Origin of the sequence: Pseudomonas sp. WS 5412, from assembly GCF_012985615.1 — a bacterium.
Classification (GTDB): domain Bacteria; phylum Pseudomonadota; class Gammaproteobacteria; order Pseudomonadales; family Pseudomonadaceae; genus Aquipseudomonas; species Aquipseudomonas shahriarae.
The window spans coordinates 110524-135958 of sequence record NZ_JAARMB010000014.1 but is presented as its reverse complement, the minus strand read 5'-3'; the positions used below and the strand labels follow the sequence as shown (position 1 = coordinate 135958).

Annotated in this window: 23 protein-coding genes; 15 read left to right on the top strand and 8 right to left on the bottom strand. The window is 62.4% G+C overall.

From position 1 onward, the window contains the following. Positions 1-36 precede the first annotated feature (36 nt). On the bottom strand, positions 37-918 hold the full coding sequence (locus HBR94_RS18850; protein WP_170045365.1) for a LysR family transcriptional regulator: 882 nt from the start codon (positions 916-918) through the stop codon (positions 37-39). Positions 919-1032: 114 nt separating this feature from the next. On the opposite strand from HBR94_RS18850, the gene HBR94_RS18845 reads away from it, so the two are divergent. From HBR94_RS18845 to catA, 3 genes are read left to right on the top strand one after another with little or no spacing between them, the layout of a single operon-like run. After that, positions 1033-2160 carry a muconate cycloisomerase family protein gene (locus tag HBR94_RS18845; protein WP_115127331.1) on the top strand — a complete coding sequence of 376 codons (1128 nt, stop codon included), beginning with the start codon at positions 1033-1035 and terminating at the stop codon, positions 2158-2160. A gap of 13 nt (positions 2161-2173) precedes the next feature. Further along, the gene (gene catC, locus HBR94_RS18840; RefSeq protein WP_029299901.1) at positions 2174-2464 is read left to right on the top strand and encodes a muconolactone Delta-isomerase; all 291 of its coding nucleotides are present in this window, start codon (positions 2174-2176) and stop codon (positions 2462-2464) included. 42 nt (positions 2465-2506) lie between these two features. Continuing rightward, positions 2507-3436, top strand: a complete 930-nt coding sequence (gene catA / locus HBR94_RS18835; protein ID WP_057439314.1) for a catechol 1,2-dioxygenase — start codon at positions 2507-2509, stop codon at positions 3434-3436. Positions 3437-3589: 153 nt separating this feature from the next. Here catA and HBR94_RS18830 read toward each other — a convergent pair whose 3' ends face one another. Continuing rightward, complete coding sequence (locus HBR94_RS18830; RefSeq protein WP_029299899.1) at positions 3590-4063, bottom strand: Lrp/AsnC family transcriptional regulator; 474 nt, start codon at positions 4061-4063, stop codon at positions 3590-3592. Between the two features lie 143 nt (positions 4064-4206). On the opposite strand from HBR94_RS18830, the gene kynU reads away from it, so the two are divergent. Further along, positions 4207-5457, top strand: coding sequence for a kynureninase (gene kynU / locus HBR94_RS18825; protein WP_170045364.1), 1251 nt, complete (start codon positions 4207-4209; stop codon positions 5455-5457). 150 nt (positions 5458-5607) lie between these two features. Beyond that, positions 5608-7014, top strand: a complete 1407-nt coding sequence (locus tag HBR94_RS18820; RefSeq protein WP_057439312.1) for an amino acid permease — start codon at positions 5608-5610, stop codon at positions 7012-7014. Here the strand turns inward: HBR94_RS18820 and HBR94_RS18815 are convergent. After that, positions 6960-7856, bottom strand: a complete 897-nt coding sequence (locus tag HBR94_RS18815; RefSeq protein WP_170045363.1) for a LysR substrate-binding domain-containing protein — start codon at positions 7854-7856, stop codon at positions 6960-6962. The two genes, HBR94_RS18820 and HBR94_RS18815, sit on opposite strands and share 55 nt — an antisense overlap. A gap of 190 nt (positions 7857-8046) precedes the next feature. Between HBR94_RS18815 and HBR94_RS18810 the strand changes: the two genes are divergently transcribed. The 4 genes from HBR94_RS18810 to HBR94_RS18795 all read left to right on the top strand — a co-directional run bounded on the left by HBR94_RS18810 (position 8047) and on the right by HBR94_RS18795 (position 11985). Next, the gene (locus HBR94_RS18810) at positions 8047-8811 is read left to right on the top strand and encodes a sulfite exporter TauE/SafE family protein (protein ID WP_170045362.1); all 765 of its coding nucleotides are present in this window, start codon (positions 8047-8049) and stop codon (positions 8809-8811) included. Between the two features lie 123 nt (positions 8812-8934). Further along, positions 8935-9525: an NAD(P)H-dependent oxidoreductase gene (locus HBR94_RS18805; protein ID WP_057444161.1), complete on the top strand. Its 591-nt coding sequence runs from the start codon at positions 8935-8937 to the stop codon at positions 9523-9525. A gap of 41 nt (positions 9526-9566) precedes the next feature. Continuing rightward, the gene (locus tag HBR94_RS18800; protein WP_057440214.1) at positions 9567-10463 is read left to right on the top strand and encodes a LysR family transcriptional regulator; all 897 of its coding nucleotides are present in this window, start codon (positions 9567-9569) and stop codon (positions 10461-10463) included. A gap of 76 nt (positions 10464-10539) precedes the next feature. Further along, positions 10540-11985, top strand: a complete 1446-nt coding sequence (locus tag HBR94_RS18795) for a SulP family inorganic anion transporter (protein WP_170045361.1) — start codon at positions 10540-10542, stop codon at positions 11983-11985. Positions 11986-12009: 24 nt separating this feature from the next. Here the strand turns inward: HBR94_RS18795 and HBR94_RS18790 are convergent, their stop codons facing one another. Further along, a complete protein-coding gene (locus tag HBR94_RS18790; RefSeq protein ID WP_170045360.1) occupies positions 12010-12393 on the bottom strand; it encodes a lysozyme inhibitor LprI family protein in 384 nt (127 codons plus the stop codon). 195 nt (positions 12394-12588) lie between these two features. On the opposite strand from HBR94_RS18790, the gene HBR94_RS18785 reads away from it, so the two are divergent. The 5 genes from HBR94_RS18785 to HBR94_RS18765 all read left to right on the top strand — a co-directional run bounded on the left by HBR94_RS18785 (position 12589) and on the right by HBR94_RS18765 (position 17281). Continuing rightward, complete coding sequence (locus HBR94_RS18785) at positions 12589-13992, top strand: gluconate:H+ symporter (RefSeq protein ID WP_057440211.1); 1404 nt, start codon at positions 12589-12591, stop codon at positions 13990-13992. Positions 13993-14018: 26 nt separating this feature from the next. Then, entirely contained in the window at positions 14019-14879 is an 861-nt protein-coding gene (locus HBR94_RS18780) for a MurR/RpiR family transcriptional regulator (protein WP_057960615.1), read from the top strand. A gap of 1 nt (position 14880) precedes the next feature. After that, the gene (locus tag HBR94_RS18775) at positions 14881-16344 is read left to right on the top strand and encodes a D-aminoacylase (protein ID WP_170045359.1); all 1464 of its coding nucleotides are present in this window, start codon (positions 14881-14883) and stop codon (positions 16342-16344) included. Positions 16345-16451: 107 nt separating this feature from the next. Next, a complete protein-coding gene (locus HBR94_RS18770) occupies positions 16452-16823 on the top strand; it encodes a DUF6543 domain-containing protein (protein ID WP_170045358.1) in 372 nt (123 codons plus the stop codon). A gap of 89 nt (positions 16824-16912) precedes the next feature. Continuing rightward, positions 16913-17281 (top strand): glyoxalase superfamily protein, encoded by a 369-nt coding sequence (locus HBR94_RS18765; RefSeq protein ID WP_057960612.1) that lies wholly within the window; start codon positions 16913-16915, stop codon positions 17279-17281. 156 nt (positions 17282-17437) lie between these two features. Here HBR94_RS18765 and HBR94_RS18760 read toward each other — a convergent pair whose 3' ends face one another. From HBR94_RS18760 to HBR94_RS18745, 4 genes are all read right to left on the bottom strand, one after another. Continuing rightward, positions 17438-19357 carry a methyl-accepting chemotaxis protein gene (locus tag HBR94_RS18760; RefSeq protein WP_169960988.1) on the bottom strand — a complete coding sequence of 640 codons (1920 nt, stop codon included), beginning with the start codon at positions 19355-19357 and terminating at the stop codon, positions 17438-17440. A gap of 300 nt (positions 19358-19657) precedes the next feature. Next, positions 19658-21478 carry a CocE/NonD family hydrolase gene (locus HBR94_RS18755; protein WP_170045377.1) on the bottom strand — a complete coding sequence of 607 codons (1821 nt, stop codon included), beginning with the start codon at positions 21476-21478 and terminating at the stop codon, positions 19658-19660. Between the two features lie 19 nt (positions 21479-21497). Beyond that, positions 21498-22937 (bottom strand): AbgT family transporter, encoded by a 1440-nt coding sequence (locus tag HBR94_RS18750; protein ID WP_057440207.1) that lies wholly within the window; start codon positions 22935-22937, stop codon positions 21498-21500. A gap of 197 nt (positions 22938-23134) precedes the next feature. After that, on the bottom strand, positions 23135-24037 hold the full coding sequence (locus HBR94_RS18745) for a LysR family transcriptional regulator (protein WP_115127344.1): 903 nt from the start codon (positions 24035-24037) through the stop codon (positions 23135-23137). Between the two features lie 172 nt (positions 24038-24209). Between HBR94_RS18745 and HBR94_RS18740 the strand changes: the two genes are divergently transcribed. Further along, entirely contained in the window at positions 24210-25433 is a 1224-nt protein-coding gene (locus HBR94_RS18740) for an OprD family porin (protein ID WP_170045357.1), read from the top strand. Positions 25434-25435 lie beyond the last annotated feature (2 nt).

The window sequence follows — 25435 nt, the reverse complement described above, 5'->3', positions numbered from 1 at the left end:
CAGCTCCCACAGGGTATTGGAGGTGACTGGGAGATTTCAGATCAGTTCTTCTACCAGTTGCAGGCAATGACCCAGCCCCGGCGACTGATCATTGATCCGCCGGCTGAGAATGATCGGCGAGGTCGCCGTAACCTCGACAATCGGCGTATAGCCGATATCCGCCCGATGCAGTATCTGCACCGACGCCGGCACCAGCGTCACCCCCATGCCGGCCCCGACCAGACCGATGGCGGTCTGCAACTCATTGGTCCATTGCGCGACCTTGATCGCCAGGCCATGGGTGTCGAACAGTGCGATCACATGGTCGGCATAGCTGGGGCGCGGGTTGCCGGGGTACAGCACCAGCGGTTCGGCGGCCAACTGCGCAAGGGTCACCGGTGCGCCCAGCAGCGGGTGCCCGGCCGGCAACACCGCCACCAGCCGATCTTCGACCAACACCCGCTGGACAATGGCCGGGTCATCAATGCGAATCCGCCCGAAGCCCACATCAATGCGCCCGGCCTTGAGCGCTTCGACCTGTTGCAGGGTGGTCATCTCCGACAGCCCCAGCTCCAGCTCCAGCTCCAGCGCGTCATGGCTGCGCAGGCGGCGGATCAGTTCCGGCAGCACGCCATACAGGGTCGAGGGGGCAAAGCCGATGCCCAGCCAGGTCTTCTGCCCCAGGCCGATGCGCCGCGTGTTGTCGCAGGTCTTGGCCAACTGCTCCAGCAGCACATTGGCGTGTTCATAGAAGTACCGCCCGGCCTCGGTCAGCCGCAACGGCCGGCCCCGCTCCAGCAGCACCACACCCAACTCATCTTCCAATTGCTGGATCTGCCGGCTCAACGGCGGCTGGGCGATGTGCAGGCGTTCGGCGGCGCGGGTGAAGTTCAGGGTTTCCCCCAGCACCTGGAAATAACGCAGGTGGCGCAGTTCCATACGGATTCCTCTCATACCTTGAGGGTATTGTTCAAGACCAATTCTATATTGGAAGCCAGCAACAATGGGCGACAGAATCGGGCAAGACCTATAAAGAACCCAACGGGTATTGCCATGCCGATTTGCGCCATCGAGTCGATCGAGACCATCATCGTCGATCTCCCCACCATCCGCCCGCACAAGCTGGCGATGCACACCATGCAAAACCAGACCCTGGTGATCATCCGCGTGCGGTGCGCCGACGGTATCGAAGGGGTCGGCGAGTCCACCACCATCGGTGGCCTGAGCTACGGCAACGAAAGCCCCGATAGCATCAAGATCAATATCGACCAACACTTTGCGCCGCTGTTGATTGGCCAGGATGCCAGCAACATCAACGCCGCCATGTTGCGCCTGGAGCGCAGCATTCGTGGCAACACCTTTGCCAAGTCCGGCATCGAAAGCGCCTTGCTCGATGCCCTCGGCAAGCGCCTGAACCTGCCGGTCAGCGAACTGCTCGGCGGCCGTGTGCGCGATGCCCTGCCGGTGGCCTGGACGTTGGCCAGCGGCAATACGCAAAAGGACATCGACGAAGCCGAAAAAATGCTCGACCTGCGCCGCCACCGCATCTTCAAGTTGAAGATCGGCGCCGGTGAAGTCAGCCAGGACCTGGCCCATGTGATTGCGATCAAAAAAGCACTGGGCGAGCGCGCCAGCGTGCGTGTCGACGTCAACCAGGCCTGGGACGAAGCCGTGGCCCTGCGCGCTTGCAAGGTGCTGGGCGATAACGCTATCGACCTGATCGAACAGCCGATCTCGCGCAATAACCGTGGTGGGATGGCCCGGCTCAACCTCTCGAGCCCGGCGCCGATCATGGCCGACGAGTCCATCGAGTGTGTCGAAGATGCCTTCAACCTGGCCCGCGAAGGTGCGGCCTCGGTGTTCGCCTTGAAGATCGCGAAAAACGGCGGCCCGCGTGCCGTACTGCGCACGGCGGCGATTGCCGAGGCGGCGGGTATTGGCCTGTATGGCGGCACCATGCTTGAAGGCGGTATCGGCACCCTGGCCTCGGCCCACGCGTTTCTCACCCTCAATAAACTGGCGTGGGACACCGAGCTGTTCGGGCCGCTGCTGCTCACCGAAGACATTCTTACCGAGCCGCTGCTGTATCGCGATTTCCACCTGCATGTCTCGACCGCCCCGGGCCTGGGCCTGGCCATTGATGAGGAGCGCCTGGCGTTCTTCCGTCGCGACAAACATTAAGAGGACGCCTGCGATGTTGTTCCACGTAAAGATGACCGTAAACCTGCCTGTCGATATGAACCCCGAGCGCGCAGCGGCCCTCAAGGCCGACGAAAAAGCCCTGGCCCAACGCCTGCAAGCGCAAGGCAAGTGGCGCCACCTGTGGCGCATCGCCGGGCTGTACGCCAACTACAGCGTGTTCGATGTCGACAGCGTGCAGGAACTGCATGACCTGCTGATGCAACTGCCGCTCTATCCCTACATGGCTATTGAAGTGAATGCCCTGTGCCGGCATCCGTCGTCGATCCATGAGGATGACCGCTGAGCCTGTCTAGCCCCCTAATAATTACAAGATGAGGATTGCACCATGTCCATTCGACTGTCCCAGACTGCCCACGCCCAGCGCTTCCTCGAAGAAGCCAGCGGCAACCTCAATGACGCCGGCAACCCACGGGCCAAGGCGCTGATCTACCGGATCCTGCGCGATACGGTGAATATCATCGAAGACCTGGAAGTGACCCCGGAAGAGTTCTGGAAGGCGGTCAACTACCTCAACGAACTGGGCAAGAACCAGGAAGCCGGGCTGCTGGCCGCAGGCCTGGGCCTGGAGCATTACCTGGACCTGTTGATGGACGCCGCCGACGAGGAAGCCGGCAAATCCGGCGGCACCCCGCGCACCATCGAAGGGCCGCTGTACGTGGCGGGTGCGCCGCTGTCCAAATACGAAGCACGCCTGGACGATGGCCTGGATGCGGCCGTGCCGCTGTTTATGCGCGGGCAAGTGCGCGACATCAACGGCAAGCCGCTGGCCGGGGCGATTGTGGATGTGTGGCAGGCCAATACCGGCGGCACTTACTCCTGGTTCGACCCATCGCAATCGGAGTTCAACCTGCGTCGCCGGATCGAGACCGACGCCCAGGGCAATTATCGTTTCCGTAGCATCGTGCCGTCTGGCTACGGCTGCCCACCGACCGGCCCGACCCAGCAGTTGCTCGATCAACTGGGGCGTCACGGCCAGCGGCCGGCGCATATCCACTTCTTTATCTCGGCACCGGGGCATCGGCACCTGACCACGCAGATCAACCTGTCGGATGATCCGTACCTGCATGATGACTTTGCCTACGCTACTCGGGATGAGCTGATTGCCGAAATTCGCTTCAGCGAAGACCCGCAACTGGCGCGGGAGTTTGGCGTGGAGGGCAAGTTTGCGCAGATCGACTTTGACTTCGAGTTGCAGCCAGCGGTGGCACCGGTCGAGCAAAAACGCATGCAACGCGTGCGCGCCCTCGAAGACTGAACGCAGTAAACAATGTGGGCGCGGGCTTTTGTGGGAGCTGGCTTGCCTGCGATAGCCTCGCCTCGGTATTGCAGATAAACCGAGGTGTCCGTATCGCGGGCAAGCCCGGCTCCCACAAAAGCCAGCGCCCACAGGTGTTCAGCGGTGCTTTGCCTATTTGCGTACGACCAGGTCCAGCACCTCATCCCGGTCCTTGATCTTCTGCAACACGATCTCCGAACGGATATCCATCACCCCCGCCGTGCGGTTGAGGTGGTTCACGATAAAGTCGGAAAAGTGCTTGAGGTTGCGCGCCTGCACCCGCAGCACGTAGTTGCTGGCGCCGGTGATCACATAGGCACTGGCCACTTCCGGCCAGCCCTGGACCTTCTTGATAAAGGTCTCGTGCCAGTCCTCCATATCCTGGCGCAACGACAGGTGGACGATGGCTTCCAGCTCGATCCCCAATTGCTCGGCATTGAGCACCGCGCGATACCCGCTGATCACCCCCTCACTCTCCAGCAGGCGCAAGCGGCGCAGGCAGGCGGATGGCGACAGGGCGACTTTCTCCGCCAGTTCCTGGTTGCTGATACGGCCATCCTGTTGCAGGAAATGCAGGAGGCGCAGGTCGGTGGCGTCGAGAATCATGCTTAGAATTAATCCGCGTATTTAGAGGTTAAATTCGAATTTCCTACAGCTTATTAAGCCAGTTGTAGCGCACTTTGCACGAAAATTCTGCAAATCTTCGTTCATTATTTGGTCCATCGTCATCTATAAAAACAGGACTTTCCATGACCAGCCGAACTCATTGCCAGACCCTCGACGCCCAAGACCCGCTGGCGCCCCTGCGCGATCAATTCGCCCTGCCGGAAGGGGTGATCTACCTCGATGGCAACTCCCTCGGCGCACGTCCGGTGGCGGCACTGGAACGGGCACAAGCGGTGATTGCCGAGGAGTGGGGCAATGGGTTGATCCGCAGCTGGAACAGCGCCGGCTGGGCCGACCTGTCCCAGCGCCTGGGCAACCGCCTGGCGCCGCTGATCGGCGCGGGCGAGGCTGAAGTGGTGATTACCGATACCACCTCGATCAACCTGTTCAAAGTGCTCAGCGCCGCCTTGAGCGTGCAGCGCCAACGCCAGCCGCAGCGCAAGGTGATTGTCAGCGAGGCAAGCAACTTCCCCACCGACCTGTACATCGCCGAAGGCCTGGCTGCGCTGCTGCAACAGGGCTACAGCCTGCGCCTGGTGAACAGCCCGGACGAACTGCCGGCGGCCATCGACCAGGACACTGCCGTGGTGATGATCACCCACGTCAACTACAAGACCGGCTACATGCACGACATGCAAGCGCTGACTGCCCTGAGCCATGAGTGCGGCGCGCTGGCGATCTGGGACCTGGCGCACTCGGCGGGCGCGGTGCCGATTGACCTGCACCAGGCCGGCGCCGACTACGCCATTGGCTGCACCTACAAATACCTCAACGGCGGCCCGGGTTCCCAGGCGTTTGTCTGGGTCAACCCGGCGCTGGTGGAGTTGGTGACGCAGCCGTTGTCGGGCTGGTTCGGCCATAGCCGCCAGTTCGCCATGGAGTCCAACTACGTGGCCGGCAAGGGCATCACCCGCTACCTGTGCGGCACCCAGCCGATCACCTCGCTGGCGATGGTCGAGTGCGGGCTGGATATCTTCGCCCAGACCGACATGGCCAGCCTGCGCCGCAAATCCCTGGCGCTCACCGACCTGTTTATCGAGCTGGTACAACGCCGCTGCGCCGACCATGACCTGACGTTGATCACCCCGCTCGAGCATGCCAAGCGCGGCAGTCATGTGAGCTTTGAACACCCTGAAGGCTACGCCATCGTCCAGGCCCTGATCGCCCGTGGTGTGATCGGTGATTACCGTGAGCCGAAGATCATGCGCTTTGGTTTTACCCCGCTGTACACCAGCTTCACGGAGGTGTGGGATGCGGTAGAAATCCTTGGCGAAATCCTCGATGAGAAATCCTGGGACCAGCCGCAATTCAAAGTGCGCCACAGCGTCACCTGAAAACACCACAAAACCCTGTAGGAGCTGGCTTGCCTGCGATGAAATCGCCTCGGTCGCACTGACCTACCGAGCTGTCTGCATCGCAGGCAAGCCAGCTTCCACAGGTGCTTGGCCAGCAGTAACAATCACAATAATAAAAGGGGCACGCACGTGACCACGCCAGACAACGGCTTTGCAGCAATCACCAACCGCGAACTGGGCCTGCGGCGCCAGCTCACTTCCGGGCAGATGAGCATGATCGCCATCGGTGGCGCCATCGGCACCGGGCTGTTTATGGGCAGCGCCTATGCCATCGGCTATGCCGGGCCCAGCGTGCTGGTCAGCTACGCCATCGGCGCGTTGATCACCCTGCTATTGATGGGCTGCCTGGCGGAAATGACGGTGGCCCATTCCACCTCCGGCTCTTTTGGCGCCTATGCCGAGTTCTATATCAGCCCCCTGGCCGGGTTCCTGGTGCGCTATGCCTATTGGGCGGCGATTGTGCTGGCGGTGGGCGCCGAGGTCACGGCGGTGGCGATGTACATGAAGTACTGGTTCGCCAACGTGCCGGAATGGGTGTGGATCGTCTCGTTCTCCAGCGTGCTGATCGTGCTTAACGCCATCAGCGTGAAGACCTTTGGCAACTTCGAGTACTGGTTCTCGACGATCAAGATCAGCGCGATTGTCGGCTTTATCATCCTCGCGGTGTATGTGGTGTTCGGCTCTGGCAACCCGGATTACGGGGTGCAGAACTACACGGCCCACGGCGGGTTTTTCCCCAATGGCCTGAGTGGCATGTGGATCGCGGTGATTGTGTCGATCTTCAGCTACCTGAGCGTGGAGATGATCGCGGTGGCGGCGGGTGAAGCGGCTGACCCGGAGCAGGCGGTGAAAAAAGCCTTCCGCGCGACGATTGTGCGGCTGGTGGTGTTCTACCTGTTGACCCTGGCGCTGATGCTGGCCATCGTGCCGTGGAACCAGTCCGGGCAGAGCCAGAGCCCGTTTGTCACGGTGATGCAGACCATCGGCATTCCCGGCGCCACCGGGGTGATGAACTTCGTGATCCTGATTGCCGCGCTGTCGGCCATGAACAGCCAGCTCTACATCACCACGCGCATGATGTTCAGCCTGTCCCGCGCCGGCTTTGCGCCAAAATCCATGGGCGCCCTGAGCAAGAGCGGGATCCCGCTCAATGCCCTGCTGCTGTCCAGCTCGGGCATCGCCCTGGCGACCCTGCTCAACGTGGTGTACCCGGAAAGCTCCTTCACCTTGATGATGGCCATCTCGATGTTTGGCGCGATCTTCACCTGGTTCATGATCTTCCTCACGCACCTGTTCTTCCGCCGCTACCGCAAGCGCCACGGCGGGCCGAAGTTGTCCTTCCAACTGCGGCTGTTTCCCTACAGCACGCTGCTGGGGCTGGTGCTGATGGGCGCGGTGATGATCACCACGTACTTCACCGAGGCGTTCAAGATGACCCTGGTGTTTGGCGTGCCGTTCCTGCTGATTCTCTCGGTGGTGTATTACGTGTTTTTCCGCAAAGGCACGGACAAGGCATCGAGCAAGGCCTTGGCGTAAGCCGGCAATTGCTCGAACGAACGCGCGCATAACAGCAGTCTGCGACAGGCCCAGTCTTCCCTCAGGGGCTGGGCCTGGAATGGCTGCGTGTGGGGCCAGCGCTGTAACGCGGCCAGCGGCACGATTCCCAGGCCCGCGCCACGGGCGACCATGCGCATCACCCCATCAAAGCCATCGGCCCGCACCCGGGTCTGCAAGCGAAAACCCGCGTGCAGCGCCTGTTCCTCCAAGTACACCGCCAACGCGCTGTCGGCGGCCAGGCCTACATAGTCGTAGGGCAGGCTGTCGATAAAACTCACTGCGCCGGCCGTCAGTGGGTGGCCTGTCGGCAGGATCAGCACCAACGGGTCGTCGCGAAACGGCCGGGTCTGCAAGCCGTGGCTGTCCACTGCATCGGAAATAATCCCCAGGTCCGCCGCGCCCTGGCGCAAGGCGTGGGTGATGCGCAGGCTGGGCAGTTCCTGCAGGTCGATATCGAGGTTGGGGTGGGTGCAGAGAAAATCCGCCAGCAACTCCGGCAGGTATTCGCTTAGGGCGGTGGTGTTGCACAGCAGGCGCACCTGGCCTTTGACGCCGTTGGCGTACTCCGCCAGCTCCTGTTGCAGGCGTTCGGCCTGTTGCAACAGCAGGCGTGCGTGGCGGGCCAGGGCGTTGCCGGCGGCCGTTGGGGTCACGCCACGGCGGCCGCGCTGCAGGAACTCGACGCCCAGTGAAGCCTCCATTGCGCGAATGCGCGCACTGGCGGCGGCCAGGGATAGGTGGCTGCGGGCGGCGCCGGCGGTGATGTTGCCGGTGTCGAGGATGTGCAGGTAGAGGCGCAGGTCGATCAGGTCAAAGTGCATGGCTGGGGTTCTCGGGTGCCTGGACGGGCCTTATCGCAGGCAAGCCAGCTCCCACATTTGGAAGGGTGATCATATTCAGAATGTGGGAGCTGGCTTGCCTGCGATAGCGGTCTCAGCCTCACGCAAAACAAGAGGCTGCCTCAGTATATGGTGAATTTCCAACCCCACGCCAAACCCGCAAAATCCCCCCATGACAACCTTCCTCGCGTTCTACCAAGACCTCGGCCCAGCCCTGACCCTGCTGGTGATCGGCACCTTCCTGCTAGCTGGCACCGTCAAGGGCGTGATTGGCCTGGGCCTGCCCACCGTCGCCATGGGCCTGCTCGGTCTGGCTATGTTGCCGGCGCAGGCTGCGGCCCTGCTGATCATTCCTTCGACCATCACCAACCTCTGGCAACTGAGCTTCGGTGGGCATTTGGGCGCACTGAGCAAACGCCTGTGGCCCATGCTGTTGCTGATTTTTCTGGGGACCGGGCTCGGTTCGCTGTGGCTGGGCATGGACGGCGGTCCCTGGGTGGTGCGGGCCTTGGGCGGGGCGTTGCTGGTGTATGCGCTGTGCGGACTGTTGCTGCCGACGTTGCGCGTGCCCGTCGGCAGCGAGCGCTGGCTGGGCCCGCTGTGTGGTCTGCTGACGGGGATCGTCACTTCGGCCACCGGCGTCTTCGTGATCCCGGCCGTGCCCTACTTGCAAGCACTGGGCTTGCACCGTGACCAACTGGTGCAGGCGCTGGGCCTGTCCTTCAGCGTGTCCACCCTGGCCCTGGCCGCCGGGCTGTTCTGGCGCGGCAATCTCGGTGCCGGCGAACTGAATGCCTCGCTGCTGGCGTTGGTGCCGGCGCTGCTGGGCATGTGGCTGGGGCAAAAGCTGCGCCAGTGCATCAGTGCTGTGCTGTTCAAGCGCGTGTTCTTTATGGGCATGGCGGCCCTGGGCGGGCATCTGCTGATAGGTGGTTGACGCAATAATCAGATGGTCACTCGTGCCTGAAGGTCAAAAGTGTTTTGCCGGTCCGTGGCTTACTCACCCGAGGGGTTGCCCGTAGCCTGCGCTCATCCATTTTCAACCTTCAGGTACAACCCCATGAAAAAAGTTCTGTTGCTCAACGGCGGCAAGAAATTCGCCCACTCCGATGGCCGCTACAACAACACCCTGCATGATGCGGCGCTGGCCGTGCTGGATCGGGGTGGGCTCGACGTGAAAGTCACCCATATCGACGCCGGTTACGACGTGGCCGAAGAAGTCGCCAAGTTCCTCTGGGCCGACGTGATCATCTACCAGATGCCCGGCTGGTGGATGGGCGCCCCGTGGATCGTCAAGAAGTACATCGACGAAGTCTTCACCGAAGGCCACGGCAGCCTGTACGCCAGCGATGGCCGCACCCGTTCCGACGCGTCGCAGAAGTACGGCAGCGGCGGCCTGATCCAGGGCAAGCAGTACATGTTGTCGCTGACCTGGAACGCACCACAGACGGCATTCGATGACCCGAGCGACTTCTTCGAAGCCAAGGGCGTGGACGCGGTGTACTTCCCGTTCCACAAGGCCAACCAGTTCCTCGGTATGAGTGGCCTGCCGACGTTCCTGTGTGTGGACGTGATGAAGCGCCCCTCCATCGAGGCTGATGTGCTGCGCTACGAGCAGCATCTGGCCCAGGTGTTTAACCTGACGCTGTAATACGGCTAGTATCCACGCAGCCGTATTCACGAGGATTCACGTTGAAAGCCCGATCCGATGAGCTACAGATCTTCGTCTGCGTGATTGAATGCGGTTCGATTTCCGCTGCCGCCGAACAAGTCGGGCAGACGCCTTCGGCGGTCAGCCGCACTTTGTCGCGGCTCGAAGCCAAGCTCGACACCACCCTGATCAACCGCACCACGCGGCGCATGGACCTGACCGAAGAGGGCAAGTACTTCTTCGAGCAGGCCAAGCTGATCCTGGAGCAGATGGACGAGCTGGAAGAGCGCCTGTCGTCACGGCAGAAAACCCCGTCTGGGCGCTTGCGGATCAACGCCGCCTCGCCGTTCATGCTGCATGCCATCGTGCCGTACGTCGCCGAGTTCCGCCGCCTGTACCCGGATATCCAGTTGGAGCTCAACAGCAACGACCTGATCATCGACTTGCTGGAACAGAGCACCGACATTGCTATCCGCATCGGTGCCCTGGCGGACTCGACCCTGCATGCTCGCTCCCTGGGCTGCAGCCCGCTGCATATCCTCGCCAGCCCGGCGTACCTTGAGCAGCACGGCACGCCAACCACAGTGGCGGACCTGGCCAATCACACCTTGCTCGGCTTTACCCAGACCGAAACCCTCAACCACTGGCCGCTGCGCCATGTGCAGGGTGACCGCTGGCAGATCGAGCCGGGCATTGCCGCGTCCAGCGGGGAAACCCTGCGCCAACTGGCGTTGGAGGGGCAGGGGATTGCCTGCCTGTCGCACTTCATGACCATCGAAGACATCAACGCCGGCCGCCTGCAGTCGATCCTGGCGCCGTTCAACAGTGGTTATCGCCAACCGATCAACGCGGTGTATTACCGCAACTCGCAACTGGCCCTGCGTATCCAGTGCTTTTTGGACTTTATCCAGGAAAAGCTCGCGCGCTACGCCTGTTGACCGGCTCCTACTGGTCCGGTGCGGTGGTTTTCCGTACCATCGCCCCCTCATTTCCCGCAACGCCCCCGGTAAACCCATGAAGCTCTCTCGTCTGCGCGCCGACGCCCTGGCCGGACTCACCACGTCTTTTGCCTTGTTGCCCGAATGCATCGCCTTTGCCCTGGTGGCCCACCTCAACCCGCTGATGGGCCTGTATGGCGCCTTTATCATCTGCACCCTGACCGCGTTGTTCGGCGGCCGGCCGGGGATGGTCTCGGGGGCGGCGGGGTCGATGGCGGTGGTGATCGTCGCGCTGGTGGTGCAACACGGCGTGGAGTACCTGCTGGCGACGGTGTTGCTCGGCGGTCTGATCATGATTGCCTTCGGCCTGCTGCGCCTGGGCAAGCTGGTGCGCATGGTGCCGCACCCGGTGATGCTCGGTTTCGTCAACGGCCTGGCGATCATCATCGCCCTGGCGCAACTGGAACATTTCAAGAGCGGTGAGACCTGGCTCAGCGGCACGCCGTTGTATGTGATGACGGGGTTGGTGGTGGCGACCATGGCCATCGTCTACCTGTTGCCCCGCCTGACCCGCGCGGTGCCGCCGGCGCTGGTGGCGATTCTTGGTGTGGGGCTGGCGGTGTACCTGCTGGGCTTGCCCGCCCGCACGCTGGGCGATATGGCCCATATCGCCGGCGGCCTGCCGACTTTTGCCCTGCCGCAGATCCCCTGGACCCTGGAAACCCTGGGCATCATCGCGCCTTACGCTTTCCTGATGGCCATGGTCGGGCTGCTGGAAACCCTGTTGACTCTCAACCTCACCGACGAAATCACCGAGACCCGTGGTTACCCCGACCGCGAAAGCGTGGCCCTGGGTGCGGCGAATATGGTCAGTGGGGTGTTTGGCGGCATGGGTGGCTGCGCGATGATCGGGCAGACGGTGATCAACCTCAGCTCGGGCGGGCGCGGGCGTTTCTCCGGTGTGTTTGCCGGGGTAATGATCCTGCTGTTTATTTTGTTCCTGTCGCCGCTGATCGAGCGCATTCCCCTGGCAGCGCTGGTGGGGGTGATGTTTGTGGTGTCCCAGCAGACCTTTGCCTGGGCGTCGCTGCGGGTGATCAACAAAGTGCCGCTCAATGATGTGCTGGTGATCATCGCGGTGACGGTGATCACGGTGTTCACCGACCTGGCCACGGCGGTGCTGTGCGGGATTGTGATTGCCGCGCTCAACTTTGCCTGGCAGCAGGCGCGGGAGTTGTACGCCGATGAACATCTGGAGGCCGATGGCAGCAAGCTCTACCGGCTGCACGGCACCCTGTTCTTTGCCTCGACCACACCCTTTCTGAACCAGTTCGACCCGGCCAACGACCCGGCCCAGGTAACGCTGGATTGCCGTCACCTGAGTTTTGTCGACTACTCAGCGATTGCCGCGTTGATGACCCTGCGCGAACGCTACAGCAAGGCCGGCAAGCACCTGCGGGTGCTGCATTTGTCGGAGCGCTGCAAGAAGCTGCTCAAGCGCGCGCGGGTGCAGCACGACTGATCCTGCAGGTGTAGGCGAGGGGGGTTATGGGCCGACGAGGTTTTCCAGTTCATCGGCGCGGGTCTGGGTCATGTCCAGCACACAACCCGAGCCGTTGACCTGATCAATGCTGCCGCCGGTCGCGGAGCCGGCGAAGGCGCAATTGGCATCCCGGTATTTGATCCACAGGCGCTGTACATCTTGCAGTTGCTGCTTGCGCGGGCCCTGCTGGGCCTGCAGTGCGGTTTGGTAGGCGCTGTTCAGGCGCTTGTCCTGCACCTTGGTTTCCTGGGCGTTGCAGCCGACCATCGCGGCCGTGGTGTTGGCGGCGTCCAGGCACTTTTGCAGGGCCGGGCTGCTGTCGGCGGCCGCTGCGGTGCCGGACAACGCCAGCAGTAACGCGCTGAGGGCAAAGGTTCTACGGTTCATGACGGGCTTCCTGAAGATGATTCGGTGTGCAATCTGAGACCGGACAGTGGCCGTTGAGTTTCCCGCATTGGGCCCGGCCTGCATGTAAGAACGATCCCCTGATTTTCATCCTGAGTCTGCGGGCATGTCCCAAAGCGACAGCGCTTATCTGTGGGCGAAAATTACTTTCATAAAATTTGAAAATGCTCCTCGGTAATGATTTATGAGTTTCACAACCAATTCGACGTGACCCTTTCCGAGGAGTACCGCATGGCCGCATCACCGGGCGTCTGGCTGTTGGCATACGCTGCCATCGCCATCATTGCATTGATCGTGCTGATTGCACGTTACCGGCTCAACCCGTTTATCGTCATCACCCTGGTGTCCATCGGCCTGGCGCTGCTGGCCGGGATGCCGGCGGATACGATCATGGGTTCCTACGAGGCGGGGGTCGGCAAGACCCTGGGGCATATCGCGCTGGTGGTGGCCCTGGGCACCATGCTCGGCAAGATGATGGCCGAGTCCGGCGGCGCCGAGCAGGTGGCGCGCACCCTGATCAACCGTTTCGGCGAGCGCAATGCCCACTGGGCCATGGTGTGCATTGCCTTCCTGGTGGGGCTGCCGCTGTTTTTCGAGGTCGGTTTTGTATTGCTGGTGCCGATTGCCTTTACCGTGGCCCGGCGCGTGGGCGTGTCGATCCTGATGGTCGGTTTGCCAATGGTCGCCGGTCTGTCGGTGGTGCATGCCCTGGTGCCGCCACACCCGGCGGCAATGATGGCGGTGCTGGCGTATAACGCCTCGGTCGGGCAAACCGTGTTGTATGCGATTTTGATCGGCATCCCTACCGCGATCATCGCCGGCCCGGTGTACGCCAAGTTCATCGTGCCGCGCATCCACCTGCCCGCCGAAAACCCGCTGGAGCGCCAGTTTATCGAGCGCGAACCGCGTACCCGCCTGCCGAGCTTCGGCCTGACCATGGGCACCATCCTGTTGCCAGTGGTGCTGATGATGATCGGCGGTTGGGCCAACCTGATCTCCACGCCCGGCAGCGGCTTCAACCAGTTCCTGTTGTTTATCGGGAACTCGGTGATCGCCTTGCTGTTGGCGACCCTGGTCAGCTTCTGGACCCTGGGCCTGGCCCAGGGCTTCAACCGCGAGTCGATCCTCAAGTTCACCAACGAGTGCCTGGCGCCGACCGCCAGCATCACCCTGCTGGTGGGCGCGGGCGGCGGCTTGAACCGGATCCTGGTGGACGCCGGCGTGACCCATGAAATCCTCGGCATGGCCAACGCCTTCAACCTGTCGCCACTGGTGATGGGCTGGTTGTTTGCCGCGCTGATGCGCATCGCCACCGGCTCGGCCACCGTGGCCATGACCACCGCGTCGGGCGTTGTCGCCCCGGTGGCCCTGGGCCTGGGTTATCCACACCCGGAATTGCTGGTGCTGGCGACCGGTGCCGGTTCGGTGATCTTTTCCCACGTCAACGACGGCGGCTTCTGGCTGATCAAGGAATACTTCAATATGACGGTGATCCAGACCTTCAAGACCTGGACCGTGCTGGAGACTTTGATTTCGCTGGTCGCCTTCGGTCTGACCTACGGCCTTTCTCTTGTTTTATGAGCCTCATCCTGTAACCCGGAGACCCCATGGACATCCTCTACCAGATCCGCGCCCGCCAGGATTCCTTCAGCGCTGGCGAAGGGCGTATCGCCCGGCTGATGCTCGATGATGTGGGTTTTGCCGCATCCGCCAGCCTGGAAGAGTTGTCCCAGCGGGCCGAGGTCAGCACCGCGACCTTGTCGCGCTTTGCCCGCAGCGTCGGCTGCCGTGATTTGCGCGACCTGCGCCTGCAACTGGCCCAGGCCAGCGGTGTGGGCAGTCGCTTCCTCGACCCGGCGGGGTTGCCCGAGCAGTCGGCGTTTCATCGGCAGATCCTCGGCGATATCGAAGGGACGCTGCGCCAGCACCTGTCCGGCTTCAATCAGGCCGGTTTTGTCGATGCGGTGAACCTGCTGGGCAAGGCGCGGATGATCCACGCCTTTGGCATGGGCGGCCCCTCGAGCCTGTGCAGCGAAGAGTTGCAGGTGCGTCTGGTACGCCTTGGCTATTCGATTGCTGCCTGCCGCGATCCGGTGATGATGCGGGTCACGGCCGCCACATTGAGTGCCGAGCACGCCCTGATTGTCTGCTCCCTGACCGGCCTTACGCCCGAGCTGCTGGGCGTGGTGGAACTGGCCCGCAACTATGGCGCACGGATTGTCGCCATCACCCTGGCCGACTCGCCGCTGGCGCAGTTGGCCGACGTGCTGCTGCCGTTGCAACCGGCCGAAACCAGTTTTATCTACAAACCCACGGCGGCGCGCTACGGCATGCTGCTGGCCATTGATTTGCTCGCCACTGAACTGGCCCTGGCCATGCCGGACGACAACCAGGAACGCCTGCGCCGGATCAAGCTGGCCCTGGACGACTATCGCGGCGGCCCTGACAGCCTGCCGCTTGGAGATTGAGATGAAGTACCACACGCTGATTCGCCAGGCGCTGATCATTGATGGCAGCAACACGCCGGGGTATCTCGCTGACGTGGGGCTGCGTGAGGGGCGTATCGAGAAGATCGGCGACTTGTCGGCGGCCCAGGGCGAGCATGAAATCCAAGCCGATGGCCGTGTACTGGCGCCGGGTTTTATCGACGTCCACACCCACGATGACACGGTGGTGATCCGCCAGCCGCAGATGCTGCCCAAGCTCAGCCAGGGCGTGACCACGGTGATCGTCGGCAACTGCGGCATCAGCGCCTCGCCGGTCAGCTTGCGTGGCGATCCGCCAGATCCGATGAACCTGCTGGGCAATGCCGAGGCGTTTGCCTATCCGCGTTTCCTCGATTACCGCGCGGCGGTGGAAAACGCTCACCCGGCCCTCAACGTCGCAGCATTGATTGGCCATACCGCTTTGCGCAGCAACCATATGGACGACCTGCACCGCACCGCCACTGCCACCGAAATCGCGGCGATGCGCGAGCAACTGCAGGAAAGCCTCGCAGCGGGCGCCCTCGGCTTGTCCACCGGCCTGGCCTACGCCAGCGCGTTCAACGCCGACACCGACGAAGTGCTGCAATTGAGTGAAGAACTGACGGCGTTTGGCGCGGTGTACACCACCCATCTGCGCAGTGAATTCGAGCCGGTGCTGGAGGCCATGGACGAGGCGTTTCTGATCGGCCGCCATGCCCAGGCACCGGTGATTATTTCCCACCTCAAATGTGCCGGCGCCGGCAACTGGGGGCGCAGCCCGCAATTGCTGGCGTCCCTGGAGCAGGCGGCGAAGACCCATCCGGTGGGCTGCGATTGTTATCCCTATGCCGCCAGTTCCTCGACCCTGGACCTCAAGCAAGTCACCGATGCCTTCCGCATCACCATCACCTGGTCCACGCCGCACCCGGAAGTGGGCGGGCGTGACTTGCAGGACATCGCCGCCGAGTGGGGTGTATCCCTGCTGGACGCTGCCCGCCGCCTGCAACCGGCGGGGGCGGTGTACTACGGAATGGATGAGGCCGATGTGCAACGCATTCTTGCCCATCCGCTGTCGATGGTGGGCTCCGACGGCTTGCCGGAAGACCCGTTCCCCCATCCGCGCTTGTGGGGCGCATTCCCGCGGGTACTCGGACATTTCAGTCGTGACCTGGGACTTTTCCCGCTGCACACAGCGGTACACAAAATGACCGGCTTGTCGGCCGCGCGCTTTGGCCTGGCCGAGCGCGGGGAAATCCGCGAGGGGCATTGGGCCGACCTGGTGCTGTTCGACCCGTTGCGGGTAAGGGATGTGGCGGACTTCAAGGACCCGCAACGTGCCGCCGAGGGCATTGATGGGGTGTGGGTCAATGGTGTGTTGAGCTACTGCGACGGGCAGGCGAACGGCCAGCGGGCGGGGCGCTTCCTGGCGCGCAGTGGTGATTTGCGGCGGGGTTTTGCCCAGGTGTGATAGGGCATGAGGTGTGTCAGATTGTGCTCAATGAGGGCTTACAAAACGCAGGTTGTGGCTGTGGGAGCGCTATCTAAGATGGACGGGACTTCTTACGGAGAGCCTGTATGCACAATCAATATGAAAGCGTCAGTCATTTCGGTAACCCATCCATCTTCACTGCCTCGGTGCGCGTCGGTGACCATACGGGCGAAGCTAATGTGCCAGCCGCCAACACGCTGGCCACCTTTCCTTTTCCCCGGGATACGATCAAAGGCTGGATCCAGGAAAAAGTCTGGAGCCTGACCCATCAATGGATCGACCCTGACAAGGTCTACCTGCATAAATTTTCGTCCGCCAACAGCACGCACAGCAGTGGCGCGGTGACCGGCTGGGCGCACAGCGGCACGCCCGAGTCCTCCATGACCCTCACCGAGGCGGTCGCCAGCGATTTCTTTTCGGCACAGCGCTATGGCACCGCCGGCAGGGCCCACGGTTGAATCCAGCCTCGACTGGCGTTCACAGCACGCTCGCCTTGGGGTAGGGTGGTAGCCTGACAACAGGATGTTTTGTGGATTTGGAGAGCCTTATGCAGTTAGGAAAAGTCACCCCCATCCTGCGGATTTTCGACGAGGCCAAGGCGCTGGAGTTCTACGTCGACTTCCTGGGGTTCAAGGTGGATTGGCAGCATCGGTTCGAAGCGAATTTTCCGTTGTACCTGCAAGTGTCGCTGGGCGAGTGCGTGCTGCATCTATCCGAGCACCATGGCGACGCCTCGCCGGGCGCGGCGGTGCGGATCCAGGCACCAGGGGTGGATGGGTTCCAGCAGCAATTGCAGGCCAAGAATTATCGCTTTGCCAAGCCGGGCGTCGAGGAAACACCCTGGGGCTCGCGGGAGATGAGCATCAAGGATCCGTTTGGTAATCGGCTGGTGTTTGTCGAGGAAGGCCAGGCCTGATCGACAAATGGCAGGGGCATCAGCCGCTGTTTGTCACACCTCGTAGTGAATGGCCTGCGTGTTTATCACGTCTGGCGATTCCTGCGAGACAGCTTCGATGACCGTCAAGGCCTGAGAAGTGGAGCCGCCCCGGTTTCGGCCGGGGCGGCTTTTTGTTTACACCCGGAAATGGCTGACCATCTGCTGCAACTGGCTGCCCAGTCGTGCCAGTTCGACGCTGGACTTGGCGGTCTCGTCGCTGGCCGTTGCGGTCTGCTCCGACACATCACGCACATTGACGATGCTGCGGCTGATTTCTTCGGCCACGGCGCTTTGCTGTTCGGCGGCGGCGGCGATCTGTTGGTTCATCGACTGGATGTTCGACACCGTGCGGGTGATGTTCTCCAGGGAGACGCCGGCCTTGCGGGTCAGTTCGACGCTGCTGTCGGTCAGGCTGCGGCTGTTGTTCATCACCGTGGCCACTTGCTGGGTGCCGTTCTGCAAACCGGCGACCAGGCCTTCGATTTCTTCGGTGGACTTCTGCGTGCGCTGGGCCAGGCCGCGGACCTCGTCGGCGACCACGGCAAACCCACGGCCGGCTTCACCGGCACGTGCGGCTTCGATGGCGGCGTTGAGCGCCAGCAGGTTGGTCTGTTCGGCCACGGCCTTGATCACGTCCATCACACTGCCGATCTTGTTGCTCTCTTGTTGCAGGTGCGCCATGGCGTCGGTGGAACGCGCCACTTCGTCGGCCAGGCGTTCGATCTGGGCGATGGCTTCGGCCACCACCTTGTCGCCTTCGCGGGCCTGGCCATCGGCGGTGGATGCGGCCTGGGAAGCCTGTTCGGCGTTGCGCGCCACTTCCTGCACGGTGGCGGTCATCTCATGCATCGCGGTGGCCACCTGATCGGTCTCGATCTTCTGGCTGTTGACCCCGGCGCTGGTCTGCTCGGTCACGGCCGACAGCTCTTCGGCAGCGCTGGCGATCTGCGTGACGCCGTCGCGGATACCGGAAATCAGCTCGCGCAAGGTGCTGCCCATGCGCTGGATGCCTTGTTGCAGCACGCCCAGCTCATCGCGACGGGTCACCTGGATGTTGTGGCTCAGGTCGCCGGAAGCGATGCGCTCGACCACCGCCAGGGTTTCCTGCAGCGGGCGGGTGATCTGCCGGGTGATGACCAGCGCGGCGATAATCCCCACCAATAGCGCGAGCACGGTGCTGATCAGTTGCAGGCTGCGGGCCTGGACGCTTTCGGCGTCGCGGCGTTGCAGTTGGATGTCATACAGCGCTTCGCTGCGCGACACGATATCGGCGCCCTGCACAGTCATTTCCTGGCGGGCGAGAACGATATTGGCGTTGGCGGCTTTATACGCCTGCAGCGCAGTGCGGTAGGCGCCCAGGGCGTTTTCCAGGGCGGTCAGCTCGGTTTGCTGGGCTTCACCGAACACGTTCTTCAAGCCTTTGAGGCCATTGATCGCCGATTCGATTTGCGCTTCTGCACGGGCTTCGGTGTCCGGGTTGACGTTGCCGGTGTAGCCGCGCACTTCATAGCGCGCCACCTGGAACTCTTCCTTGGCGTGGTTGACGGCTTCGTACTGGGCGAAGCGCTCACTGCTTTCAGGCATCTGCCGCACGCTGCGGTCCAGGGCTGCAATCACCAGGCCGGCTGCGTCGGCGCGTTCGCCCATGGTCTGGCGTGCGGCGTTCCCGTTGCGGTAGGCCTCGCGCATTTTGTTCAGCGACTGCCGGTAGGCGGTGATGGTGTCTTTCTGCTCGTTGAGCAGCTTGAGGTTTTCCGGGCTCTTGAAGCTGTTGACCAACTGTTGCTGCTGCGCGGCAAAACTGTCGAGGGTGGTCTGCACATTCTGCGCCACGGCTTCGTCGCCGTTGGCGAGCATGTACTGCAGGCGCACGATGCGCAGTTTGGTCAGCGATGAATTGAGCTGGGTGATGTCGCTCATCCAGTTGCTGCGGTCGATCAGGCTGCCCAGGCTGGTCCAGCCGGTGAGTGCGAGGATCGAGGTGAGCACGAGCACCAGGCCAAAGCCCAGGCCCAGTTTCAAGTTGACGCTGATGTTGCCAAACCATGTATTCATCGAATTCCTCCAGGAACAGATTGCGTGTACATCAGTTGCTGGAAGGTCGCCCAGCCGATGGATAGTCTGGGGATATCGGCAGGCAGGGCGAGAGCTGAAACGGTTTTTTAATCAATGTGGGATTCGTGGATGAGTGGTCACTTTTGAAAAGCTGACTTCCCTTTGTGGCGAGCGGGCTTGCCCGCGTTGGGGGAGGAGTAGCGCCCCCCCAGGAGAGGGGACTGCTGCGCAGTCCAACGCGGGCAAGCCCGCTCGCCACAACAAGCCCGCTCGGCACAACACGGCCGCTGGTCAGGGGGATCAGCTTGTGGGCAGGATGCTCAGGACCAGGCACGACGCCGCATCCCGGCTCAGGTGCAGGCGATTGTGCGCAATGCGCGGATGGCTGGCCTGGCCCTCTTTCTCGGCGCTGTTGGGGTTGACGTCGAAGCGCGGGAAATTGCTACTGGAAATGTCCAAGCGCAGGCGATGGCCTTGTTTGAACAGATTGCAGGTGGCAAATGGCTCGATGTTTACCTTCACCCGCTCGCCGGGTGTCAACGGTCTGGGCTGCTCCCAATCGTCGCGATAGCGGCAGCGGCGGATGCCGTCGGTGATGTTCATCGCAAAGCCTTCCGGGTAAGCGGCGCTCGGCGGGTAGACATCCACCAGCTTGGCGGTGAAGTCGGTGTCCGGCGCGTCGCTGTCGATCCACAGCTCGATCTGCACCGTCCCGGCGACGATCAGGTCTTCGCTCAGGGGCGCGGTCTGAAAGCTCAGCACATCGTCGCGCTCGCACAGGGGGCGATTGTCACCCCGGGTGCCAAAAAAGTCCGGGCGTTCACGCTGGTCGAAGGCGCCGCCGACAAAAATCGGCGCGCCGGATGTCAACGCACCGCCCACGGTCGGCACCGGGTTGGCCGGGTCGGCGTAGTAACCCAACACAGCTTCGTCAGCGCTGGGCGCAACCTCGGTCAATTGCCGTTGCGCATCCAGGTACAAGGTCAGCGACTGGGTGCCAGGCAGTGGCCATTGCTCGCTCTGCAGCCAGCGACCGCCATGTTGCAGGCGCCCCTGCTCATCCGGCAAACCGCTGCCACCGCCCATCAAGAACACCTGCACCTGGGCCGGCGGTGGCTGCGTCCCGGGCTTGAGTGATTGCTCGAACCATTGCAGGCGGCAACTCAACCAATCCTGCGCCACCTGGCCGTCAAACGCGGCCTGGGCACCGAACTCCACATCGCCGCTATGGCTGATATTGCGGTCACCGTGCAACCACGGCCCCATGATCAACCGTTGCGGCGCGCTGCTGGCGCGGTTGAAGGCGGTGTAGTTGGCCAGGGTCGAGCTGACATAAGCGTCGTACCAACTGGACATGAACAGCACCGGAATATCCGGCAAGCGCCCGTAGTGACCTTCGGCATAAATTCCCGATTTCTGCCAGTAGGGGCCGAAGGTGCCCTGGGCCCATTGCTCCAGCAGATAGGCTTCGTATTCGGGCACATGACGCAACGGCGATTGGCCCGCCTGCCAGGGCATGCGGCGGAACCATTCATGGATGTCTTCGTCTTCCAGCGCCTGGCGCACCTGTGGGTCGGCCAGGGCGAGCGGGCTTTCTTTGGCCTGGCGAAACGCCCAGGTGGCCTGCTTGAGTTCAAACGCACCGCCCTGGCGAATCCCGCATTGGTAGGCGTTGGCGAAGCCGCCGCTGTCGAGCACCATGCTGCTCAGGCCCGGCGGGTGCAGGCAGGCCATCGCCAGTTGGGTGTGGGCCGCGTAGGACAGGCCCATGCTGCCGATCTTGCCGTTGCACCATGGCTGGCGAACGATCCAGGCCAGGGTGTCGAAACCGTCTTCGCCCTCGGCGGTGTACTTGGTGAACACCCCTTCGGAAGCGTAGCGCCCGCGACAATCCTGGAAGATCGCGACAAATCCCTGGGCGGTAAAACGCGCTGCCATTTGCTCGCGGGAGATGTGCTGGCCGTCGAGCTGTTTTTCCGAGCGCGACGGTTTGCACTTGTCATAGGGCGTACGTTCGATCACCACCGGATACGGCCCTTCACCGCCCGCCGGCAGGTAGATATCGGTGGCCAGGTGGATGCCGTCGCGCATGGCGATCATCTGGTTGTGCAGGGTTTGCATAGGTAAAACACTCATCGACTCAGTATCCGGTTTGCACGGCAATGGCCAGCAGCACCATCGCCAGTACCGCATAGATCAGGAACAGCGGCAGGATGTAGCGCGCCCATTGGCCCCAGCCGACGTTGGCGGTGGCCAGCAGCACCAGCAGGCCGCTGGAGGTCGGGGTGATCATGTTGGTCAGGCCGTTGCCCATCAAAAAGGCAAACACCGTGGTTTGCGGGCTGACCCCGGACAACTGGCCCAGTGGCCCGAAGATCGGCATGGTCACTGCGGCCTGGCCGGAGGTGGAGGGGATCAGCACGTCCAGCCCCAGTTGCGCGAAGAACATGCCGTAGGCCGAGACCACTGGCCCGTGGTCGCCCACCAGGTTGGCCAGGCTGTTGACGATGGTGTCCAGCACCTGGCCGGTGCTGAGGATGATTTCCACGGCGGTCGCCAGGCCGATCAGGACGCCGGCGATCAGCACCTTCTTCATGCCATCGACAAACGCGCTGGCGGCAGTGCTCGCGGCCAGGCCGGCGATCACAGCGAAGGCCACGGTCAGCAGCAGGTAGAACGCCGACAGCTCATGGTATTTCCAGCCCCAGCGGTTCGAGGCATACACCAGGAAGCCGATGCCGCCGCCCAGCACCAGCAGGTTCAGCAGGTGGCGAATCGGCAGGGGTTTGCTTTCAAAGGTGATCTGCGCGCTGGCATCAAAGCCGTGTTTGCGAATGCTCCACAGCACAAACGCGATACCCACCAACAGGAAGGTGCAATAGGCCGCGACGCGCATGCTCAAGCCGCTGAAGATCGGCAGGCCGACCATCGGCTGGGCCACGGACAAGGCCACCGGGTTGGAGATGGACGCCAGGTAGCCGATCTTCACCGAGATGGTGACGATGGCCAGGCCAATCAGGTTCGACAGCCCCAGGCGGTTGGCCATGGCCACCATCAACGGCACGATCAGGATGAATTCCTTGGCCAACCCCATAAAGGTACTGCCAGCGGAAAACACCAGCATCAGGCTCGGCACCAGCACGTAGATATTGCCTCGTGTCATGCCTAGCAGGCGCTCCAGCCCGGCGTCGATCACCCCGGCCTTGTTCAGCACGCCGAACATGCCGCCGATGAACAGCACCATGAAAATCAACGCCGCACGCTTTTCGATGCCTTGGGGAATGGCCATGAAACCTTCCACCAACGATACCGGGCGGGCCGTTGTGTCGCCGGCCTTGCGGGGTTCCAGGGAGAACAGTTGGCTGAAGGAATCCTGCTTTTCCAGCACCTGATACGAGCCCGGCACCACCAGGCCATTCTGACGCTGGAACTTGCCGGCATTCACCGCGTAGGTGAAGGCGACGGCGAGCAGGACGATACTCAGCAGAATGATCGCCGGGTTGATTTGCTTGCGTTGCACGGGTTTGTCTGCGGCCGCCTCGGTGGGCGACGGGGTACGGAGGATCTGCGGTTCGGTCATGCTGGCGGCCCCGGCGCGGCCCCCGTCTGAGCGGGGTGCGTGCGCTGTTATTGTTGTGGGTAGTGACGCTTGGTTGGGCGGACACTAGGGCATCGCGCGCAGGCCCACAACGTTATGCGTGGTGCGGGTTGGGGTATGCGTTTTACGCAGCGCTCGGGATACCGAGAGGGGATTCTGGTCTCCGACCGCGCAGAGGGTTACGGGATTTTCGCAATGGGATTCAGGCGCTGCTTGAGGTGCTCGGCAAATGCCGTTACCAACTGCGGGCGCGGTTCGTCGGCACGAAATGCCAGGCCAAACTCATAGGGCAACGCCGGGCGAAACGGTCGGCTGACAATCGGCAGGTGCATGAAGTGGCTGGCCAGCAAACCATTGACGATCGACACCCCCAGGCCTTCGGCGACAAAGCTGCAGGCGGCGCCCACCGAGTGCACTTCGACCCGTACCTGGGGCGTCAGGTTGGCGGCGCGGAACATCTGGTTCAACTCGGTACGCACTGCCCGTTGCCGGCCCAGCATCACCAACGGCACATTGCGCAGATGCTGCACCTCGATGAACGGGTGGCGGCTCAGTGGATGGTCGGCCGGCATCACGCACACGCCTTCGGTGTGCAGTACCGGCTCGATATCAAAGTCGGGGATCTCGGTGGGCAGGCGTACAAAACCCAGGTCGGCGGAGCGGTCCAGCACGGCGCGCTCGATCATGTCGTAGGAACCGGTCAGCAGCTCGACCACAGTGTCGTCATGGTCCTTGAGAAAGTCCGCAACAATACGCGGCAACAATTCCTGGGTCATGCTGGTGGGCACGCCGACTTTAAGCAGGCTTTTGCGCGAGCGGCCGACGCGCATTTCGTCCGCCAGACGCTGGATCCGCTGCATGCCGTCCACCAGGCCGGCGACTTCGGTGAGCAGTTCCTCGGCCTCTGGCGTGGCCATCAACCGGCCCTTTTTGCGCAGGAACAGGGCAAACCCCAGGGCGTCTTCCAACTGGCTCAACAGGCGGCTGACCGCAGACTGCGACAAGCCCATACGGGTGGCTGCGCCGATGGTCGAGCCGGTGGACATGATCGCCTTGAAGGCTTCGAGTTGCTTGAGATTCACCGTGGATTTCCTGTCGAAGGGCGGCTTTGCGCATAGCGTCATGCGCTTCTCGCATAACGTTGTGGGGCGTTCGGCAAGCCGTTAGTGTCCGCCCCAATGTGACCTGGCGTCCAGCCTGGCACACGGAGCAACTGCCCATAAAAATCGACAATACGGCATTGAGGAAACAGTTATGCGTGAGCTTTTCACCAGGGGTGGCGTGGTCACCGTCGGGGTGCTGGCGAGTCTGTCGCCGTCGCTGATGGCCCAGGGGTTCTGGGAGGATTCCCATGGCAAGCTGACCCTGCGCAATTACTATTTCAACGACGGTTATCGCGACGGTGGCGAGGACCGCAAGGAATGGGCGCAAGGCTTTTTGCTCAACCTGCAGTCGGGCTACACCGAGGGCACCGTCGGCTTTGGCCTGGATGCCCAGGGGCTGTCGGGGATCAAGCTCGACTCCAGCCGCACCCACGCCGGCACCGGTTTGTTGCCGGTCCACGATGATGGGCGCGCCGCCAATGAATTCTCCAGCCTCGGCGTGACCGCAAAAATGCGCATCGGCGCTGCCGTGGTGAAAACCGGCACCTTGCTGCCCAAGATCCCGGTACTGGTGCATAACGACGGGCGCCTGCTGCCCCAGACATTTCGCGGCACCCAGGTCGAATACACGGGCATCCGCAACCTGTACCTGCACAGCGGGCACCTGGATCAATTCAAACTGCGTAACTCCAGCGACAGCGTGGATATTTATCCACAGGGCTACAGCGGCAAAAAGGGCAGCGACTTCGACTTCGCCGGTGCCACCTATGCCTTCACGCCTACGCTCAGTGGCACTTGGTACTACGGGGAAATGCGCGAGTTCTATCGCCAGCAATTCCTCGGCCTGGTGCATAAGCAGCCGTTGGGCGCGGGGAGCCTGACCAGTGACTTGCGCTACTTCATCAGCAATGAGGCCGGCGAGGCGCGTAACGGCAAGGTCAACAGCGACATGTTCAGTGGTCTGTTCACCTATCGGCTGGGGCCACAGGCGTTGGGTGTGGGCTACCAGAAAGTCAGTGGCGACACCGCGCTGCCCTATGCCAGCGTGTCCACGGTGTACTCGTTCAGCAACGCCGGGGTCGGCAAGTTTATTCAGGCCGGTGAGCAAACCTGGATGCTGCGCTATGACTACGACTTTGCCGCCGTGTTGCCGGGCCTGAGCTTTATGACCCGTTACTACAAGGGCCAGAACGGCGACTTCAAGGGCCGCGAAGCCCGCGAGTGGGAGTCCGACACCCACCTGCGCTATGTGATCCAGGACAGCACCCTCAAAGGCCTGGGCGTGGAGTTGCGCAAGGCCACCTACCGTTCCACCTATGCCAGTGACCGCGATAACTACCGGGTCTACCTGACGTACGATTTGGCGCTTTGGTAGGC

Bases quoted from the DNA above. Each gene is read 5' to 3' on its own strand.
- HBR94_RS18785 (WP_057440211.1), top strand. From the start codon at position 12,589: ATGATTTATGAGTTTCACAACCAATTCGACGTGACCCTTTCCGAGGAG.
- HBR94_RS18765 (WP_057960612.1), top strand. From the start codon at position 16,913: ATGCAGTTAGGAAAAGTCACCCCCATCCTGCGGATTTTCGACGAGGCC.
- catC (WP_029299901.1), top strand. From the start codon at position 2,174: ATGTTGTTCCACGTAAAGATGACCGTAAACCTGCCTGTCGATATGAAC.
- HBR94_RS18780 (WP_057960615.1), top strand. From the start codon at position 14,019: ATGGACATCCTCTACCAGATCCGCGCCCGCCAGGATTCCTTCAGCGCT.
- HBR94_RS18845 (WP_115127331.1), top strand. From the start codon at position 1,033: ATGCCGATTTGCGCCATCGAGTCGATCGAGACCATCATCGTCGATCTC.
- HBR94_RS18850 (WP_170045365.1), bottom strand. From the start codon at position 918: ATGGAACTGCGCCACCTGCGTTATTTCCAGGTGCTGGGGGAAACCCTG.
- HBR94_RS18795 (WP_170045361.1), top strand. From the start codon at position 10,540: ATGAAGCTCTCTCGTCTGCGCGCCGACGCCCTGGCCGGACTCACCACG.
- HBR94_RS18830 (WP_029299899.1), bottom strand. From the start codon at position 4,063: ATGATTCTCGACGCCACCGACCTGCGCCTCCTGCATTTCCTGCAACAG.
- HBR94_RS18740 (WP_170045357.1), top strand. From the start codon at position 24,210: ATGCGTGAGCTTTTCACCAGGGGTGGCGTGGTCACCGTCGGGGTGCTG.
- HBR94_RS18810 (WP_170045362.1), top strand. From the start codon at position 8,047: ATGACAACCTTCCTCGCGTTCTACCAAGACCTCGGCCCAGCCCTGACC.
- kynU (WP_170045364.1), top strand. From the start codon at position 4,207: ATGACCAGCCGAACTCATTGCCAGACCCTCGACGCCCAAGACCCGCTG.
- HBR94_RS18755 (WP_170045377.1), bottom strand. From the start codon at position 21,478: ATGCAAACCCTGCACAACCAGATGATCGCCATGCGCGACGGCATCCAC.
- HBR94_RS18815 (WP_170045363.1), bottom strand. From the start codon at position 7,856: ATGCACTTTGACCTGATCGACCTGCGCCTCTACCTGCACATCCTCGAC.
- HBR94_RS18760 (WP_169960988.1), bottom strand. From the start codon at position 19,357: ATGAATACATGGTTTGGCAACATCAGCGTCAACTTGAAACTGGGCCTG.
- HBR94_RS18770 (WP_170045358.1), top strand. From the start codon at position 16,452: ATGCACAATCAATATGAAAGCGTCAGTCATTTCGGTAACCCATCCATC.
- catA (WP_057439314.1), top strand. From the start codon at position 2,507: ATGTCCATTCGACTGTCCCAGACTGCCCACGCCCAGCGCTTCCTCGAA.
- HBR94_RS18805 (WP_057444161.1), top strand. From the start codon at position 8,935: ATGAAAAAAGTTCTGTTGCTCAACGGCGGCAAGAAATTCGCCCACTCC.
- HBR94_RS18750 (WP_057440207.1), bottom strand. From the start codon at position 22,937: ATGACCGAACCGCAGATCCTCCGTACCCCGTCGCCCACCGAGGCGGCC.
- HBR94_RS18775 (WP_170045359.1), top strand. From the start codon at position 14,881: ATGAAGTACCACACGCTGATTCGCCAGGCGCTGATCATTGATGGCAGC.
- HBR94_RS18790 (WP_170045360.1), bottom strand. From the start codon at position 12,393: ATGAACCGTAGAACCTTTGCCCTCAGCGCGTTACTGCTGGCGTTGTCC.